At 46.5% G+C, this 17,748-nt stretch carries 14 protein-coding genes; 3 read left to right on the top strand and 11 right to left on the bottom strand.

The features are described from left to right. On the bottom strand, window positions 1–1,180 hold a 1,180-nt coding region (locus LU351_RS18260; RefSeq protein WP_232595538.1), incomplete at its 3' end, for a CHC2 zinc finger domain-containing protein. A gap of 105 nt (window positions 1,181–1,285) precedes the next feature. Here LU351_RS18260 and LU351_RS18255 point away from each other — a divergent pair. After that, window positions 1,286–1,666 carry a helix-turn-helix domain-containing protein gene (locus LU351_RS18255; protein ID WP_232595537.1) on the top strand — a complete coding sequence of 127 codons (381 nt, stop codon included), beginning with the start codon at window positions 1,286–1,288 and terminating at the stop codon, window positions 1,664–1,666. A 30-nt stretch (window positions 1,667–1,696) separates the two neighbouring features. Here the strand turns inward: LU351_RS18255 and LU351_RS18250 are convergent, their stop codons facing one another. The 10 genes from LU351_RS18250 to zwf form a co-directional block, all read right to left on the bottom strand. Continuing rightward, the gene (locus tag LU351_RS18250) at window positions 1,697–1,933 is read right to left on the bottom strand and encodes a hypothetical protein (protein ID WP_232595536.1); all 237 of its coding nucleotides are present in this window, start codon (window positions 1,931–1,933) and stop codon (window positions 1,697–1,699) included. Between the two features lie 646 nt (window positions 1,934–2,579). Beyond that, window positions 2,580–2,849 (bottom strand): hypothetical protein, encoded by a 270-nt coding sequence (locus tag LU351_RS18245; protein ID WP_232595535.1) that lies wholly within the window; start codon window positions 2,847–2,849, stop codon window positions 2,580–2,582. Further along, window positions 2,849–5,680: an RHS repeat-associated core domain-containing protein gene (locus LU351_RS18240; RefSeq protein ID WP_232595534.1), complete on the bottom strand. Its 2,832-nt coding sequence runs from the start codon at window positions 5,678–5,680 to the stop codon at window positions 2,849–2,851. The genes LU351_RS18245 and LU351_RS18240 overlap by 1 nt, the downstream gene beginning before the upstream one ends. 63 nt (window positions 5,681–5,743) lie before the next feature. Beyond that, window positions 5,744–7,465 (bottom strand): DUF6531 domain-containing protein, encoded by a 1,722-nt coding sequence (locus LU351_RS18235; RefSeq protein WP_232595533.1) that lies wholly within the window; start codon window positions 7,463–7,465, stop codon window positions 5,744–5,746. Between the two features lie 519 nt (window positions 7,466–7,984). Then, window positions 7,985–8,809 carry an HDOD domain-containing protein gene (locus LU351_RS18230; protein ID WP_232595532.1) on the bottom strand — a complete coding sequence of 275 codons (825 nt, stop codon included), beginning with the start codon at window positions 8,807–8,809 and terminating at the stop codon, window positions 7,985–7,987. 267 nt (window positions 8,810–9,076) lie between these two features. Further along, window positions 9,077–9,748 (bottom strand): HAD family hydrolase, encoded by a 672-nt coding sequence (locus tag LU351_RS18225; protein WP_232595531.1) that lies wholly within the window; start codon window positions 9,746–9,748, stop codon window positions 9,077–9,079. A 347-nt stretch (window positions 9,749–10,095) separates the two neighbouring features. Next, a complete protein-coding gene (gene eda / locus LU351_RS18220; RefSeq protein ID WP_232595530.1) occupies window positions 10,096–10,716 on the bottom strand; it encodes a bifunctional 4-hydroxy-2-oxoglutarate aldolase/2-dehydro-3-deoxy-phosphogluconate aldolase in 621 nt (206 codons plus the stop codon). A gap of 9 nt (window positions 10,717–10,725) precedes the next feature. Next, a complete protein-coding gene (gene edd / locus LU351_RS18215; protein WP_332840165.1) occupies window positions 10,726–12,630 on the bottom strand; it encodes a phosphogluconate dehydratase in 1,905 nt (634 codons plus the stop codon). Between the two features lie 155 nt (window positions 12,631–12,785). Further along, window positions 12,786–13,496: a 6-phosphogluconolactonase gene (gene pgl, locus LU351_RS18210; RefSeq protein ID WP_232595529.1), complete on the bottom strand. Its 711-nt coding sequence runs from the start codon at window positions 13,494–13,496 to the stop codon at window positions 12,786–12,788. Window positions 13,497–13,504: 8 nt separating this feature from the next. Next, on the bottom strand, window positions 13,505–14,950 hold the full coding sequence (gene zwf, locus LU351_RS18205; protein WP_232595528.1) for a glucose-6-phosphate dehydrogenase: 1,446 nt from the start codon (window positions 14,948–14,950) through the stop codon (window positions 13,505–13,507). 490 nt (window positions 14,951–15,440) lie between these two features. Between zwf and hexR the strand changes: the two genes are divergently transcribed. Further along, a complete protein-coding gene (gene hexR, locus LU351_RS18200) occupies window positions 15,441–16,289 on the top strand; it encodes a transcriptional regulator HexR (protein ID WP_232595527.1) in 849 nt (282 codons plus the stop codon). 289 nt (window positions 16,290–16,578) lie between these two features. Then, window positions 16,579–17,625: a type I glyceraldehyde-3-phosphate dehydrogenase gene (gap, locus tag LU351_RS18195; RefSeq protein WP_232595526.1), complete on the top strand. Its 1,047-nt coding sequence runs from the start codon at window positions 16,579–16,581 to the stop codon at window positions 17,623–17,625. The last annotated feature ends 123 nt before the right edge of the window (window positions 17,626–17,748 follow it).

Here is a 17,748-nt window from a genome sequence, read left to right as displayed (position 1 = left end):
CGATAAATGCCGAGTGAGAATGTTCTTCCGTGACCTCCACCGCCATTTCTGTCGTAATTTCCGGTGGTTTTCCGTTGCCCAACCATTCCGCTTTTCTGATCACCAACTCTAAACTCTTGCGAGCTGGTGTCACTTGAAGCGCGTAAGAATTGGCGTCCATGCCTTGGGGAAACAAGATTCTAAAACAGTCGATGCCTTCGGCTTGCATCATCGCGGCGTGTTTGTCGGCGGCGGTGTTGCCGGGGTCGTCGCGGTCGTAAGCAATCAAGACTCGTTTAATTCCGTGACGTTTAAAGGCGGCTAAATGGGAAGCGGTAAAACCCTGTGTGCCGTAGCTGGCCGTCACATTTCTAAAGCCATGAACCCAGAAGGTCATCGCATCGATTAACGATTCACAGAGAATGATTTCACTCTGGTTTTTCAGGGCTTTTTCGTTAAAGACGCCGTCGTGTGGCCCCGGTAAATAGGTGTGCTTGGGTGTGCCTTTACGCAAGTTGTCGAGTAATTTTCTGCCGTAAACTTCGGTAATTACCTCATTTTCATCGAACACCGGCACCACCAACGAACCATTAAAATGCTCGTGGCCGCTTTCTCGTAAGATGCCGATCTCTTGAAGTTTACCGCGCAACTCCTTTCCGGCTTTGCGGTTTTTTTCGGGCAGGTGATACCCCAGAGTGCGATTGGCAAAGCCGAGTTTAAAGTGCTCGATTAATTCCGCACTCTCTAACCCACGTTGGCGTAAATAGTCTTGCGCTTCCGGGGATTGTTTAAAGGTGTCGTGGTAAAAATCGATGACCTGACGCAAGGCGGTTTGGCTATCCGCATCCGCCGATAACGGCGCCGCTAATTTCGTTTTGGTGTTTTTTATTCTTGCGCTCGTACTGTTTTCTGCGATCACGCCCAAGTCTTTTTGCAACATCTCGCAGGCAAAGCGGAAGCTAACGCTTTGGGTTTTCATCACCCAGTCAATCACCGAACCTCCGGCCCCACAGCCGAAGCAGTTAAATAAATTCGATTCTGGGCTGATGATGCACGACGGGGTTTTTTCCTCATGGAACGGGCAACACACCGCATAGTCTTTGCCCTGCTTCACCAGCTTAAAGCCTTGGCTTTCGGCGAGGCGAACCAGTGAGATGTCGCTTTTTATTTTATTGATCACTTCTTCAGCGATTCTGGCCATTTTGCCCCCGTTACCCTAAAAACCTGTCAATACGCATTTACGCTAAATTGTAATTTGCATATACTCTAAATATCAAATAGCCGATATGCAAGGGGGTTTATAGTCGTGTTTCCACAGACCATTGAGTTAATGACTATGAGCTTTCCTAAACGCTTAACAGCTTTACGTAAAGACAAAGGGCTTACACAACAGGCGTTAGCCAATGCTGTTGAAGTTCATATCACCCAGATTAATCGTTACGAAGCTGGAGATAGCCAGCCAACACTAGAGGTGATTCGTAAATTGGCTATCACTCTGGGCGTTAGTGCAGATATGCTAATTTTTGATGAGGATGAACGCGGCCCAAGTTCTAATGACGATACGTTGCGTTTTCAGTTTGAGACGATCAGTAAATTTGAAGATGAAGATAAAAAAGTCGCGCAAGCCGTCTTGGAAGGATTAATCTTAAAATACCAAGCCAAGCAATCTGTTAGACGTAATATTTAATTTAAAGGGGCGCAACGCGCCCCTTGTGCCTTACCAAGGCACGACTAAATCATCGTAGTCACTCCGTATTTTTCTAACAATTTCCTGAAGATCATCGATGCGATCCCAAGCCTCAACCACACTGTAACCATCTGGGATAAAATCCATTCGATCTAACACGAACGCCGCTGCGATAATTTCACCGGTGCTGGCTCCGGTTCTTCCATTTGTGGCTAATTCATTGGCGGTTTCGATGATTTTTCTTGCGATGGGTGGAACATTTAGCATTGCCTTTTCTCCTCTTGAGTGGCGGTTTGTTTGCCGCCACCCGTCAGCGTCGCGCACAGGCCGGTCAAGGCTGCGCAGCACCCGCAGGGCTTGGCCTTGACCTGCCGAGCACGTCGCTAACCTGAGAAGGCAAGCAAGCAGACACGTTGGTGACGCTGGCACCATCAAGCCCCCTTTTGCTAAAGGGGGTTGGGGGATAGGAAATGGATTTTTTAAGTGCGGCTTTGCCGCCACAGAACCTGTTCCCCCTTGGGGGCTAGGGGGTAAACCTGCCGTGCGGCCAGCCCGAACCCTGCCCGCTTTATTGCTGCGGTTTGCGCGATTGTTTTTTACAACGTGCTAACGAACCGATGACCACTGAACGTGACCCACTTTGGCGGGTAGGGTTTTAGGGCGGGGAGACGTGCGCAGCACGACGGGGGAGGCACGGCTTGGAAAGGGCTATGGAGTATGGCGTGACGCTTGCCCACTGCGAGGGTTTTTTAGCGGCTAAAAGGGGAAGTGATGACGGTGCCAATAAAAATGCCGCTGCGAAAATGCAAGCGGCATGACATAGGACAGAGCAGCCTTATTGACTATGCAGTGCGCAACGAAGTGCAGCGCTGCCCGGAGCCGCAATGCGGCGCAGTGGCGGTATGTCCGCGCTTTACGTGCTAACTACTGGTTCATCATTTAACAGTTGTTTAATTTGCCCATATGCAACCAATACTTTTGTTGAATATCCAAAAGTAAGAAGCAATATAGATTCCCACCACCAGCTAAAGAAAATAAAGAAAACTATAATTGCAGGAATAACTAAAGTATAAATCATGGTGTCAATTAACTTTACTCCTGCTCCACTTAACTTTAGTTCTTTACCTTTAATTGTAATTGATGAGAAAAACATTAACGATAAAAAGATAAATACTTTCTTCACTATTGACACTCGCATTCTGGTAACGTTTTTTCCATTAAATCAATAAGTGCAGAATATGATGCTAAAGACATTCCCAATGTTGCCGCACTAGCTTGCATACCTGTTGCAGCTACTCCTCCAGCTCCAACTCTACCCATCCCCTTTTTAAACAATAATGCTGTTCCGGTATTTGCAAGTGCTCTACCACCGTAATAATCAGGGTCTTTTCGAACTTGATTTAATGCTTGTTGCTTTACTACATCACGAACAGTTGGTGAGGCAGCGGCTTGGTTAACTAAATTTTCAACTAGAGCCATAGCATCCTGCCTTCTTGTATGCTCACACGAACCAGGTTCGTAAGGGTTACCAAATGAAAATAAATCCGAATAGTAGCCGTAAACACCATGATAAATTGACTTACCATTTTCAGATTTTACGCTGGGTGAAACCATATATCCGGCGACACTTAAACCATTTGGGTCATATTTTGAAATTGGATTTCCATGTGCGTAAGTATATGTATTAGGACCATCATCTAACCCAATCGGATCACTTTGGACATATCTTCCAATGCTCGGATCATAATCCCGATGCCAGTTGTAATTCAGGCCAGTAATTTCATCTTCATATTGCCCCGGCATACGAAGTTTAAAATCAACCTCCACTTCATCACTTTCCGCAACAACTGCACCAAACGGCTCATACTCCGCTGACCATACCACACGTTGATCAGCATTAGTAATCCGCTGGGGGGTGCCGAGGTGGTTGGTGTGGATGTAGTAGAGGTTTTCGGCGCCATTGTTTTCGTAGGTGGCCAGTGCGATTAATTCGGTGCCAAAATAAACGTATTCCCGTAGGGTTTGACCAGTGGCATCGGTGATGGCGATAAGTTGGCCGTTTTCATCGTAGTGATGGTAATTGGCCTCGCCATTGGTGTCCCATTTAACCCGTTGGCCCATGGCGTTGTGGGTGACGGTTTGGGTATTGTTGCCTTTGGAAAATTCTGTTGGGCGGTTGTTAGCACCGTATTCGATGGTGAGCGGTGTGCCATCTTGGGTATCTTCGATTGTGTTGCCGTTGGCGTCGTGCTCGAAGGTTCGGGTGGCTAGCTCGCCGTTGTTATCGATGTCGACGGTTTTTAATTGGTTGGCGTTGTCGGCGTAGGTGTAACGTTCGCTTCGAATATTGTCGTTGTGAGTGTGCGTTAATTCGATGCGATTGCCGACACCATCGTAATCAAAAATTTGTGTACCGTAGAGATTGCCTTCGGCGGTGCTGATCCGATCTAATCGGTCGTAATCGAAGGTTTCGTTGTGTTCACCATCGGCATCGGTAATGCCGGTGATGTTGTTGGTGAGGTCATACACGTAATTCCGCGCCAACGTCGTGGCGTCGCCTTCGATGGTCAGGTTTTCTAAACGGTAATCCAAATCGTAATTGAGGGTTTTGGTTAAGCCGTTACCGTATTCGAAATGGTTTACCGGGCCGAAAGGTTGGTAGGCAATGTGGGTAATGAGATTTTGAATATTGCCGCCGTTGGGGCGTGTTTGTATGCGATTCACTCGTCCTTGGTTGTCGTAATAAAAATACACCAACCGACCACTGTGATAACGCATTAATGCCAACTGCCCAGCATCGTTATAGCGGTAACTGATGCCGTAACGGTTGCCATCGGCCACCACATTTTTTGTTGCCACGCCGCCTAGGTGATCGTACGTATATTGAGTGGTGCCCGACGCATCGGTAATGCGCGTTAACTGGCCAATACCATAATTACGCTCACTGTGGTTATCGTAACGGTAGGTGATATTTTGGCTGTCATCACTGGGGTAAATAATACTGGTTAAGCGATTTAACGCATCATAAGTGTATTCTGTTTTTATACCGTTGGCGTTAATTTCGCTAATTTGGTTACCCGCGTTGTCATACTCAAAAACCGTGGTGCCGGTATCGGGGCTGATTAATTCAATTAAGTCGCCAAAGCCGTTGTAGTGGTATTCGGTTTTTAAACTACGCTGATCGGTCACGCTGGTGATGCGATCGTGTGCGTCGTAAGAATAGGTAATTTCGCCGCCGTCGGCGTCAGTGGTTTTGGTGAGTCGATCTAACGCATCAAATTCTTGTTGCGTGTTAAAACCTTTGGCGTTGGTCATGCCTACCGGATTATCGTTGACGTCATAATCGGTGTGATCGTTCTGGCCGTTATTGCCGGTGATGTCCATCACGCGGCTTAATTCATCAAACGCTTGCGCCACTTGGCTGGCAATTTCTCCGCCGCTGTTTTTGATGACGGTTTGGGTACGGTTGCCGGCGTTGTCTAAGGTAAACTCGATGCGCTCGCCGTTATTATTTTCAATGGCGGTGAGGCGTCGGGCCGGGTCGTATTCGTAATTTAATTCTGTGCCGCTGGGTGAAATTATTTTGGTTAATTGGCCGACGCCATCGTATTCGTATTGTGTAATGGCGTTGCGGGTTTCATCACCCGACGGATGCACCACGGTAGAAGACAGCAACCAACTTCGAACGTGATATTCCATTAAGGTGGTAATGCCATTGGCATCCACCATCGTGCCCGGTTGGCCACGGCCATTGTAATCGCGGTATTGGGTGACATGGCCAAGGGCGTTGGTGATGCTGGAAACATTGCCCATGTCGTCGTAGGCGTAAGTGGTAATGTCGTCCACGTCGGTGCGGGGGCCGTTAATGGTATCGACCAAACCCATGTCGTTGTAGGTTTGGCTAACGCTGCGTGAAGCAGACGCTTCAATAGAAATCACACCCAATACACAAGACAGCGCCGCGCCTAAAATGGTCTTTTTCTTTCCGTTCACATTCATTCCGCTTGTCTTCATTCCGAATGTATTCTTTTTCAATTGTTTTTTTAAATTCATTGTTTTCATCATCGATTCCCTTCTTTACTGTTCGATTTCCGTTACGGTGGTATTTAACAAACGGCCTTCGTCGTCGTATTCGTAAACGGTTTGCGTACCGGGGGAATTGGAATTCTCAGAAGGTAATTCTGTGACTTTTACCGGTAAGGAAAACGTGGGGTGCCATTGGGTTTGGATGGTGCGTTCTTCTGGGGTGCCGGTGGCTTCAGTTTGTTTGGTTTCTAGGCCGCGATTATTGTATTCAAATTCGGTGGTATTGCCGTTCCAGTCTTTCGCTAGGCTTCTAAGCCCTTGGATTGTGTGACTGTTGGATTGAGACGCCGCCGCACAATGATCGCTTTGATGACCTGTTACTTGAGTGATCAAGTATTTATTATTTTGTAATGTAAATTGATATTCGGTCTCTTTACCTAAAGGATTTGTCACTAATACAGATTTTTCATCTTCCGAATATTGAAATGTATGTTTATCAACTCCGCCGGAATGTTCACTTAAAACACCTCTCCCAGATTCATCATATTCCCAGTGTGCGTAAAGAAGATTGTCTATATAAAGATCCGTTAATGCACCTTCATTTCGAAAATCTTTATATTCATATGATCGAGATGAGTTGTTGGAATAGATTACTTTCGACAACAGGGTATCTTGATTATACTCATAAGATGCTATTGTGGTATTTCCATCCGTTATAGATTTCACAAAACCTAAATTGTTGTAATTCAAGTGTAGTTCTTGCCCAGTATTTGATCTTATTTTTACAGGCTTTTCTCCTGAAAAAACATTAGTATCATAATCAAACGTCAGAGATTGCCCCTGCGGCGTTATGGTTGATAGCAGCTGACCTTCTTCATTAAATATTTCTACCAATGTTTGAGTTCGATATACCCACTCATTGTTTACTTTTCTGAAGTTTACCTCTGTACCATCGTAGTTTTTCCAGCTTCCCTCTTCATTAGCTCTACTTAAATAGACCTTTACGCCAGAAGGTTTCTTAATTAGCGCTCCTACAATACCATCATTTGCATTACTGTAAAATTGAAGCTTAGAAGAAAACGGATCATTCCAGTAGCGGCCAAATAGGCTTAAATCTTCCGAGTTTCTTTTTTCGTAACGATAAACTCTATCAACTTTTAGTAAAGGACTTGTCTGATTTTGATAATCCTGTTCAATCTGTACTTTTGTTCCACTGGCCAACATGATTGGATTGCCAGCACACGCTTTTTCTTCAGGAGTAGCTTGATTTAAAAAATCCTTTTCGTCCACATCCCCTCTACCATCGTTATTGCTATCGATTTCACAAGGGAGCCCTTCTTCAATTTTGGATAAACTGTCGGTTTGGGTATATCCATCAGGGCACTTTCTACCTTGTGAATGAAGGCCATAATTATATAAATCTGCTACTTTCAAAGTATCTAGATCAAACCAAAGATAGTAATCAATAAAGCATCTTACCATAGGTTCTCCAGGTTCAGGTGAAATGTAGGTACTTCCCGAAAAAATATAAAAGGGAAGTCCCCCACTTGTTGTTCGACGTCTTAATCGTCCAAGTTTAGAATTACTCTCACAATGGGCTGCTAGTTGGTCATAAGGTGCTGTAAAGTATATTTGTTGATCTGCGTCATATCTAATACGATAATTGAAAACTTGTTCATCGTAGGTGTAGTCTTGAGAAAAAGAGAATTCTACTGAGAAAAGTACTATTACTACTGCAATTAATGATTTTGTTAATCTTTCAATAAAGCCCATACTAAAATGTCATTCCTTTTAAAAAACCAAAGTAATTCTGAAAATTAGCCAGAGTAGCTGTAATCCAGCACAATAGAATAGCCAAGTCAGATTTTTATTGTTCATACTAAGCTATCCGTAATAAACCCTTCCCACCCTAAAAATCCAACATGCCAGAACGGCACGCTGAGGCTGGTATTGTAAATGTATATTTAATCAGGAGCGGTTTTGTACACAAAAAGATCGATAAGATCAACCAAGAAAAGACTCTGAGCGTCATGGATTTTTCAAGCGATTAATTCATTTGAGAACAGGCGGGCGGGGGTTTTCTTGGTTGGCTGTTTTTTGAACTAAAAAGAAAGAGAAGTTTAAAAGCAACATGGCTATTCACGCCAAAATGCTGACAAAATGATCAGAAAAATCAAAAAGGTTAAAGAACAATCTTTGTGATAAGTTATGTTAAGAAATCTGAAGATTTCTTAAGAGGCGATAACTTTCGCCCCCTTTTTTACGCTTCTTTTTGCGCTTTACCAAATTACATTAGTCACTGAGCAATTCTTCTAGGCCGGCATCCACGTCTTCCAATGACTCCAAATCGCCGAGCAAGTCCACCAAATTTACTTTTCCTTCATTGGCCAAGTCGTTCGGAAAATTCGCCAATAATACTTCATGTGAGGTCTCGACGTTGTCGGTTAAATAAATTGCCAAGTAATTAATCAATGCCAGAATCGGTAAACCATTGGGGGATTGTGTGGGGTTGGCTTGCCAACGAATGCTTTCTGCAATCTCTTCTGGGAAGCGCCAACGGGTGGCCAATTCTTCCCCGGCTTGGGTATAGTCAAACCCTAATTGATTGACTTGCAAATCCAGCTTATTGGCACCTTGTTCTGCTAGCGCTTGAATGGCTTGGGCTTTTTCTGGCAATAAAATATGAATTAATAAATCGCCCACGGCGTGCATCATCCCGCAAGTGTACGCCACATCCGGATTCGCATTACAATAATTGGCAATCCATTTCGCACGATTCGCCACCATAAAACTTCTTCGCCAAAACGCCGCCCCATCAAACCCTTCCGGGGCTTTTAAATTTGTACTGAATCCGGATGCCAACACCATGGTGCGTAATGCAGAAAATCCCATTAAGACAATCGCATCGTTCACAGAGCCAATCGTGCGATTACCACCGTATTTTGCAGAGTTTGCAATGCGCAATACTTTTGCTGTCAGAGCTTGATCTGAAGCGACTTTTTTGGAAAGTTCATCAATTTCAAAATCGTCATTACTAAAGGTCACAATCAATTCTTGTACGACCTTTGGAATGCTCGGCATATTCGTTGCGTTTTCAATAAGACTATTCAGTTCCACGGTGGCTCCTTAATAAAAAATGAAGCACCTAACCCTATGGGTTTTGAAATGATAACAACAAAAGGATAAGGAAAAAGAATAACTGACGTTTTGTTAAGTCCCTTTCCACAGGTTGGGTGCCAACTATAGAATTAGCATAGATCAACCTAGAAAAACCTGCTCCACCATATTGGCGCACTGCTATCATCTTCATCGAAAAAAGCGACATAATGAGGGTAATTTTATAACAGCACTCACGCATCGATTTTATTGAGGCAGTCGTTCTCCTTATTCAGGTATTCGCCAATGGGATTTGATCCACTCTGCCGCTTCCAATAAATTAGGCAATAAGGCCGTTGCTTGCTGAAAATCATGATGTGAAGAATATTCACTGGGTATCGCTAAGCAGGATACCCCAGCCGAAACGGCTGCGGTTAACCCCGTTTGGGTATCTTCAATGGCGAGAGACGCTTCAGGGCTCACCCCCAGTTCTTCCATCGCACGGCAATAGACATCGGGTGCAGGTTTGTTATTGTCTACTCGGTCGCCTGTCGAAATCACGGACACCATCTCACTCCACCCCTGGCGCAAGAGAGAACGCTTTACGTCTTCGTAATTAGAACCCGAAGCAATGGCAATTTTCACTCCGACACGATGAAAATATCGAATGAAAGCATCGGCACCGGCCATGGGCGGGTAACCCGATTGCTGCTGGTGAGCTTGGACTCGACGACGCTTTTCCTGAAGTAATTTTTCGGCTGAACAAGAGACAGGAAAAGCTTCAGCCAACATGGCCGCACACGTCACTTCACTGACCCCTACACTGTGTTCGCGATACCAAGACTCAGGAAACACCACATGATTGTCTGCCAAAATGTCTCGCCAAATCTCATAGTGCACAATCTCAGAATTGACGAGTGTGCCATCGTGATCAAGCAATAAGGCATTTAGTGTATTCATGGTGAAGGTTAATCCTCGAATGATTGGGGCAAGTGAATCTCAGCATCAAAATAGCAGCCTCAAAATAACGACATCAAATCAACATCAATCAACAAGAGCAGGACACTGGTTTATAAAAGATGACGAAAAAAAGAGGGGAAATAAAAACGCCCCATCGCCTCCTATGTGTAGAATCCGATAAAAGAATCTATACATAGGGACGATAGAGCCAGCACACAGTGCAGACTTGCAGAAGGAAAAAAGGGTATGCACCGTGAAACGGTTCGGGTCGGCCATACGTGCAGGCACCACCCTAAAATCAATGGGAAGGTTAACGCCTTACCATAAAACACTCATATAAAAAGCCATTACAAGCTCATTGCTCGGCGGCTGATCTCGGTAATCGTGTTCCAATCACCAGACTCAATGGCCGCTTTTGGCAACATCCAAGAGCCACCAACGCAAACCACGTTGGGTAGCGATAAAAACTCATTGGCATTGGATTCGCTCACACCACCAGTTGGGCAGAAGCAAATATCTGGGAAAGGCCCTGCCAATGCTTTTAGCATCGCCAACCCATTCACCACTGCGGCAGGAAACAATTTGAAATTGGTATAACCGTATTCCAACCCCAACATGAGTTCTGAAGGGCCACTCACCCCTGGTAACACGTTTAATTCACGCTCTTTGGCAGCCGATAACACCGCAGGCGTAATGCCCGGTGTTACCGCAAAATCTACTCCCATATCGGCCACTTTGTGAACCAACTCAGCGTTGATAATGGTTCCTACGCCAACTTGCACCCCCAAATCTGCCTCTTGTACGGCTTTAATGGCGTCAAACGCACAGTCGGTTCGCAATGTGATCTCTACCGAATTGATACCACCAGCGGCCATGGCCCTGGTCATCTCAACGGTTTTTTCCACCGAAACCGGAGTTAGAACGGGGACGATTTTTAAGTCTTTTAATGTTTGGCGAAGGTTGTCCATGGGCTCTCCTTAAGCTTCTGTGGCTTCACTGGATTGGGTTTCTGTTTGGGGTTGCGGTGCGGTGCGAGGTGTACCCACAGCACTGGATGACCGAGACTCTTCGTTAAAGAAGCCACCGCCCAATTCCGCAGGCTCGGCGCGCTCTCTTAAACCGGCAAACAAATGACGGCCCAATGTATGCAGTTGCTCAGGCTGGGTAGATTGTTCACGAGAAGCCAGCTCGGCTTCATCAACCAGTAAACTCAACTCACCCGTTTCAGCGTTCAAACGCATGATATCGCCATCACGAACTTTACCGATTAAGCCGCCCAATACCGCTTCAGGAGACACATGAATCGCCGCAGGCACCTTACCGGAAGCACCAGACATACGGCCATCGGTCACTAAAGCGACTTTAAAGCCTTTATCTTGAGCAATACCTAATAATGGGGTCATTTTATGCAGCTCCGGCATACCATTGGCCGCCGGACCTTGAAAGCGAACCACCGCAATCATGTCTTGAAACAAGGCGCCTTCTTTAAAGGCCGCCTGCAATGCCTCTTGGGACTCAAACACACGACAAGGCGCTTCAACGATTTGATGTTCGGTTGCCACCGCAGAGACTTTGATGACCGCTTTACCCAAGTTACCTTGAAGTAATCGCAAGCCACCGTTGTTAGAGAACGGCTTATCAGCACTGGTCAAGACGGTGTAATCGCCCGAGGTGGTGACTTTTTCTTTCCATTCCACTCCACCGGCATCGGTCAAGGTCGGTTGAAGTTCGTAAGACTCCAAACCTTCACCCATGATGTTAACGACATCTTCATTCAGCAAACCCGCACTGCGCAATTCACGGAACAAAAAGGCCATTCCGCCGGCTTGCTGGAAGTGGTTGATGTCGGCTTGGCCATTGGGGTAGATACGCGTTAACAACGGCACAACTGAGGAAATCTCATCCATGTCTTCCCAGGTCATTTCAATGCCCGCAGCCCGCGCAATGGCCACAAGATGCAAACTGTGATTCGTCGAACCACCGGTTGCCAATAAGCCCACTACGGCGTTTACCAACGACTTTTCCGTCACCACTTCATAGAGGGGACGATAACACGCTCCTTTCTCAGTGATCGCCAACAGCCGTGCCACTGCTTCATCGGTTAAGGCATAACGCAGCGGGGTACCAGGAGAGACAAACGACGAGCCCGGTAAATGCACACCCATAAATTCCATCAACAATTGGTTGGAGTTTGCCGTGCCATAGAAAGTGCACGTACCTGGGCTGTGATAAGAAGCAGACTCTACTGCCAACATTTGAGAGCGGTCGATCTCACCGGCAGCAAATTTCTGGCGCTGCTCGGCTTTTTCTTTGTTGGGAATACCTGAAGCCATCGGCCCAGACGGGATAAAACACGCTGGCAGGTGGCCAAAGTCCAGGGCACCAATCATCATCCCCGGCACAATTTTGTCGCATATGCCGAGAAAAAGATTGCCATCAAACATGTTGTGGCTAAGGCCCACAGCGGTTGCCATGGCGACGATGTCGCGGCTGAACAAACTCAGCTCCATACCCGCCTGTCCCTGAGTCACACCGTCACACATGGCCGGCACACCACCGGCAATTTGCGCCGTCGCGCCGTGCTTGGCGGCAGCGTCTTTAATGCGATCAGGGTAATCTTTGTAGGGTTGGTGGGCTGACAACATATCGTTGTAAGACGTGGTGATGCCCAAATTAGGCGCGTTTTCGGACACTAAGGTTTTTTTGTCACCGTCTCCACACGCGGCAACGGCGTGAGCAATGTTGCCACAAGAGAGTCGCTTTCGAGGTGGCGTATTGTCCATAGTGGCTTTCATGCGAGCAATATACGCCGCACGCTGGGACTTGCTACGTTCTATGATTCGCTCGGTCACGGTGGCGATCACACGATTCATCTGGCTCATAACATCAACTCTTTACGTGTGTGAGTGGTGAGTGCGGGTGTTTTCTCCCGCATCATTGTATTAATGATCACTTGTTCATGATCAACATTGTATTAACGATCATTTTTAAACCGTTTTAACAACCGTCTTAACGACCGTCTTAACTACTTAGGTTGCTACTTCTTTTCTGCAAAATACACTTGCAGAGGTATGGTGATTTGGTGAATAAACTGGGTAATGGGTTTATCGGGTGTATTGGCCTCAGCCACACCACTGAAAACATCCCACTTATCTTCACCAATTAATTGCAACAGCAAATTGTGAGTATCTAACAAACGTGGGCGTGTTTGGGTCAGTCGCAATGGGGCAACAGTGACCGGATCTGTTTTCAAAATATTGACCGAAGAGGTCATATCTAACGCCATATCCCGCTCGGCGGCTTCTGGGAAAATCGATGCGGTATGGGCATCGCCTCCCATTCCCAAAAAGACAACATCGTAAGTTTCTGACAATTGAGGATGCTCAGCAAAACGGGCTCGGCACGCCTCTTCAGACTCGTCTTCCAAAAATAACGGCACAAAGTTAGCCACGGCAGCGTGGGATTGACACAGGTTATCTTTCACCAGTTTGGCGTTACTCAAATCATCCGTCTCTGGTACACAGCGCTCGTCTGCCAAGGTGATGTAGACCTTCGACCAATCCAAATCGGTTCCAGATAAAGCTTGGAATAAACCTTTGGGAGTCGAGCCACCGGACACCACCAAGGTGGCAAAACCCCGAGATTCGATAGCCCGCTCAACGGCCTGACGCACAAAGTCAACCAATTGCGCTTCTTGCTCCGCCTTAGTGGCGGCTTTCGTGACGGTGTAATGGGTTGTTTCAGTCATCGCATTACTCATCCTTCTAAGTCACTCCATTCACGGCCATCACGGGCAATCATCACAGCAGCGTCCACTGGGCCAGAGCTGCCAGCTGGGTAAGGCTTGGCTTTCACACCCGCGCTTTGCCATTGTTCGATAATTTCATCAATCCATAACCAAGAAGCTTCCACTTCTTCGGCACTCACAAAGAGGGTTTGGTCGCCGTTTAACACTTCCAACATTAAGCGAGCATACGCATCGTAACTGCGCTTTTTGCGAGACTCCGGCACACTCAGATTCAGCTCTACATCTTCCATGGCTAAATCACCCAACCCCGGGCGCTTACTGAGGAAATGCAGCTTAATACCTTCATCAGGTTGAAGCTGGATACGCAATTGGTTAGGTGCCAAAGCATGACCCTGGCTGGCAAAAATGTTGTGACGTGGCTCTTTAAACTGAATCAGAATCTCAGAAGCGCGAGTTTGCATACGCTTACCGGTGCGCAAGTAAAACGGCACCCCAGACCAACGCCAGTTGTCAATTTCGGCGCGAATGGCCACAAACGTTTCGGTTTTGGAACGGCTTTCTTCACCGACTTCCGAGCGATAAGACGGCACCACTTCGCCATCCAAAGAGCCTTCAACGTACTGACCACGAACCGTATTCAGTTTGATGTCATCATTACGAATCGGACGAAGACTCTTCAACACTTTCAGCTTTTCGGCGCGAATCATGAACGCATCACGGCTGGTTGGCGGCTCCATGGCCACCAAGCACAGCACCTGCAAAAGGTGGTTTTGCACCATGTCACGCAGGGCACCTACTTCGTCATAAAATTCTTTACGGCCTTCTACACCCACTCTTTCGGCAACGGTAATTTGCACATGATCGATGTAATTACCATCCCAAAGTGCACCAAACATGACATTGGCAAAGCGCAGTGCCAATAAGTTTTGCACGGCCTCTTTGCCCAGATAGTGATCAATACGGTAAATCTGCGACTCGTCAAACGCTTCGCTCATTTCAGCATTCACGTTGAGGAAGGATTCTCGGTCGGAGCCCAATGGCTTCTCTACCACAATACGGGTAGAAGGTACGGCAAGGCCGGATTCTTTTAGAGCACGACAAGCGCCACCAAACACTTTCGGTGGTACAGCAAGATACACAATTAAGCCAGAGCCACCTGGGGTCATGGTGGATTTATAAGACTCTAAGGTATCGGGTTTTGTCGCATCCCCTTTCAGGAATTTGAAACGACCCTGGAAGCGATCCCAACAGGCCTCATCAAAATCATCCAAAGCCTGAAGCCAAGGCAACATGCGATCGAGAAGTTCTTCACGAGCCGTACCCGCTCGGGATACACCGGTAATGGTTGAAACGTTGCTAAGTTGTCCTGCCAGCTCCAGCGCAAATAACGATGGATACAGCTTACGTAGCGCGAGATCCCCGTCTCCGCCAACGATGAGAATGTCATGAGCCATGGTGTCTTCAGACCTCTTCTTATTGGAATTCGAATGCTCTTTGGGTTTTGTATCGCTTCCTGCTGAGCTTGTATTGTCAAACCTAAGCGACTTTACCTTATTTAGCCGTACAAACTATTCGTCGTACAAACTATTCGTCGTACAAACTATTCGTCGTACAAACTATTCGTCGTACAAACTATTCGTCGTACAAACTATTCGTCGTACAAACTATGTAACCACATACTATGTAACCACACACTATCTATGTAACCACACAAACTATGCGACATGTTAGATTTTGGTAATATATCGCCTCACAGTCCATACCAGTATAATCCGGTAAACGATTGTGCCATTTAGAGGATGTTTCTAGCAGGTTGCTCACAAAAATGTAATTATCTACCAAAATTGGTATTATTTAGTAATTTTATTACACTTTTAACCAAAGTGAAAGTTAATTACATTTTGTGACACAGAGCCGCTGCCTATGCACTTTGAGACTTTTACAATGTCAGAAAACCTCCTGTCGATGATGAGCAGCGATACCATCAAGCTCAGTAAATCAGACAAAAAAATCGTCACTATTATCCAGCGTAACCCAAAGCAGGTCATTCACTATTCTATTGCCACCTTGGCACAAATGGCGGAAGTCAGTGAACCAACGGTCAACCGCTTTTGCCATAAGCTAGGTTGCGATGGCTATCCAGATTTCAAATTGAAGCTGGCACAACAGCTTTCCAGTGGCAGTCATTTGTTTGTCGATAATATGGAACGCAATGACGATACCTATACGGTGATGCAAAAAATCATGGAGTCGATTCAATCCAGCGTTCAACTCATTGGTAAATCCACCTCACCAGAATCGATCAATCAGGCCGCCTCCTTACTCTTAGATTGCAACAGCGTCAGTTTTTTTGGTATGGGCGCTTCCGGCCCGGTGGCACTGGATGCTCAACACAAGTTTTTCCGCTTTGGTATGCCGGTCATCGCCCATACGGATTACATTAACCAGCGCATGATTTGTTCTATGCTGAATGAAAAAGACGTCTCAGTTTTCATTTCCTACACCGGGCGAACAGAAGCCATCGTGGAAAGCGCACGCCTTGCCCGAGATCGCGGTGCCCCTACCATTGGCCTTACCCGTGATGGTAGCCCCTTAGCCTCTTGCTGCAATGTGGTGCTCAATGCGGTTACCGCCGAAGACACCGATCTCTTCACACCCATGACATCCCGCATTATTCATTTGGCACTGATTGATATGCTCGCGACCACTGTCGCTCTGCGCATGGGCGACCAATTAGAAGAAAACATTAAAGCCATCAAAACCAATTTGCGGGCCACACGCCGCTTGTCTTAGGCGTTTCATCGTATTTACATAGAACACCCCAAGCCCAATGCGCCAAAGGGCGCGCTTTGGGCGCCCTTCTCCTTCCCCTATTCTGGTTCTCTTTGTCCTCGGTTTAGATCATAAAGGACTCAAATTTTGGCTACTTATTTTCGTAAATTTGTACAAAACACTCGCAATTCATGAAAAAATGTAATTTAATTACATTTAATGAGAACGGTAATGCCTATGTACCGTTTGACCGCCCCACACACCCAGCGGGCATAAATCCAATAACTTCAGAGAATGCAGGGGTGCGAAAATGAAAAAAGTCGCTATCAATGGTTTTGGACGCATCGGTCGTAATGTGATGCGCGCATGGTTAGAACGTCGCGATCAAGTCAATTTTGAAATCGTGGCCATTAATGATCTGGGCGATTCCGCCATCAACGCCCACCTTCTAAAATACGATTCGGTACACGGCACCCTGCCCAACGACATCCGCATCGATAACGATCAAATCCTGATCGACGACATCAATATCCATGTGTGCAACGAACGTGACCCAGCCAAACTCCCGTGGGCAGAATTCGGCGTAGACTTGGTTATGGAGTCTACTGGATTCTTCACTGAAGCCGGTGCTGCACGCGCGCACATTGAGGCCGGTGCAAAGAAAGTATTGATTTCGGCTCCGGGCAAAAACGTAGACAAAACCGTCGTTTATGGGGTTAACCACAAAACCCTCACCAACGACGACACCGTTGTCTCTAACGCTTCTTGTACCACTAACTGCTTGGCACCTTTGGTCAGCGCACTACACGACACCGTGGGCATTAAAAAAGGCTTGGCCAACACCATTCACGCCTACACGAACGATCAACGCCTATCGGATGTTTACCACTCTGACATGATGCGCGCACGTTCTGCCACTCAGTCAATGATCCCAACCAAAACCGGTGCAGCGGCAGCAGTGGGTGAAGTGATTCCTGAAATGAAAGGCAAAATTGACGGCTTAGCGGTTCGTGTACCACTGGTGAATGTTTCCATGCTTGACTTCACCTTTGAAGCAGGCCGTGCTACCACTCGCGACGAAATCAACGAGATTTTAACCGCCGCCAGTGAAGACAAACTGCAAGGCGTATTAGGTGCGAACAGCCTTCCTCTTGTGAGCATCGACTTTAATCACAATCCGCATTCCAGCATCATCGATACCAGCCACACTCGTGTAATCGATAATCAAGTGAAAGTCCTTTCTTGGTATGACAATGAGTGGGGTTTCTCTAATCGTATGCTAGACACCGCCGGTTACATGCTCGCATTATCAATGCAAGCCGCTGCAGCGAAAAGTGAAGCACCTGCTACGGCCTAGTGACCTAATAGGCATTTTGCTTTGTGTTAAAAAACAGCGCTCATTGAGCGCTGTTTTTGTATGGGGTGATGTGAATTCGAATTTTTAAGTGCGGTTGAGGTAAGATCCGTAAAACACGGCAGT

This window comes from Marinibactrum halimedae, from assembly GCF_021234875.1.
Lineage (GTDB): Bacteria > Pseudomonadota > Gammaproteobacteria > Pseudomonadales > Cellvibrionaceae > Marinibactrum > Marinibactrum halimedae.
This window is presented reverse-complemented; position numbering and strand designations above follow the sequence as displayed.

Excerpts from the sequence above, each read along its gene's own strand:
- LU351_RS18225 (WP_232595531.1), bottom strand. The coding sequence starts at position 9,748 with ATGAATACACTAAATGCCTTATTGCTTGATCACGATGGCACACTCGTC.
- LU351_RS18250 (WP_232595536.1), bottom strand. The coding sequence starts at position 1,933 with ATGCTAAATGTTCCACCCATCGCAAGAAAAATCATCGAAACCGCCAAT.
- gap (WP_232595526.1), top strand. The coding sequence starts at position 16,579 with ATGAAAAAAGTCGCTATCAATGGTTTTGGACGCATCGGTCGTAATGTG.
- eda (WP_232595530.1), bottom strand. The coding sequence starts at position 10,716 with ATGGACAACCTTCGCCAAACATTAAAAGACTTAAAAATCGTCCCCGTT.
- hexR (WP_232595527.1), top strand. The coding sequence starts at position 15,441 with ATGTCAGAAAACCTCCTGTCGATGATGAGCAGCGATACCATCAAGCTC.
- LU351_RS18240 (WP_232595534.1), bottom strand. The coding sequence starts at position 5,680 with ATGAAGACAAGCGGAATGAATGTGAACGGAAAGAAAAAGACCATTTTA.
- pgl (WP_232595529.1), bottom strand. The coding sequence starts at position 13,496 with ATGACTGAAACAACCCATTACACCGTCACGAAAGCCGCCACTAAGGCG.
- LU351_RS18235 (WP_232595533.1), bottom strand. The coding sequence starts at position 7,465 with ATGGGCTTTATTGAAAGATTAACAAAATCATTAATTGCAGTAGTAATA.
- zwf (WP_232595528.1), bottom strand. The coding sequence starts at position 14,950 with ATGGCTCATGACATTCTCATCGTTGGCGGAGACGGGGATCTCGCGCTA.
- edd (WP_332840165.1), bottom strand. The coding sequence starts at position 12,630 with ATGAGCCAGATGAATCGTGTGATCGCCACCGTGACCGAGCGAATCATA.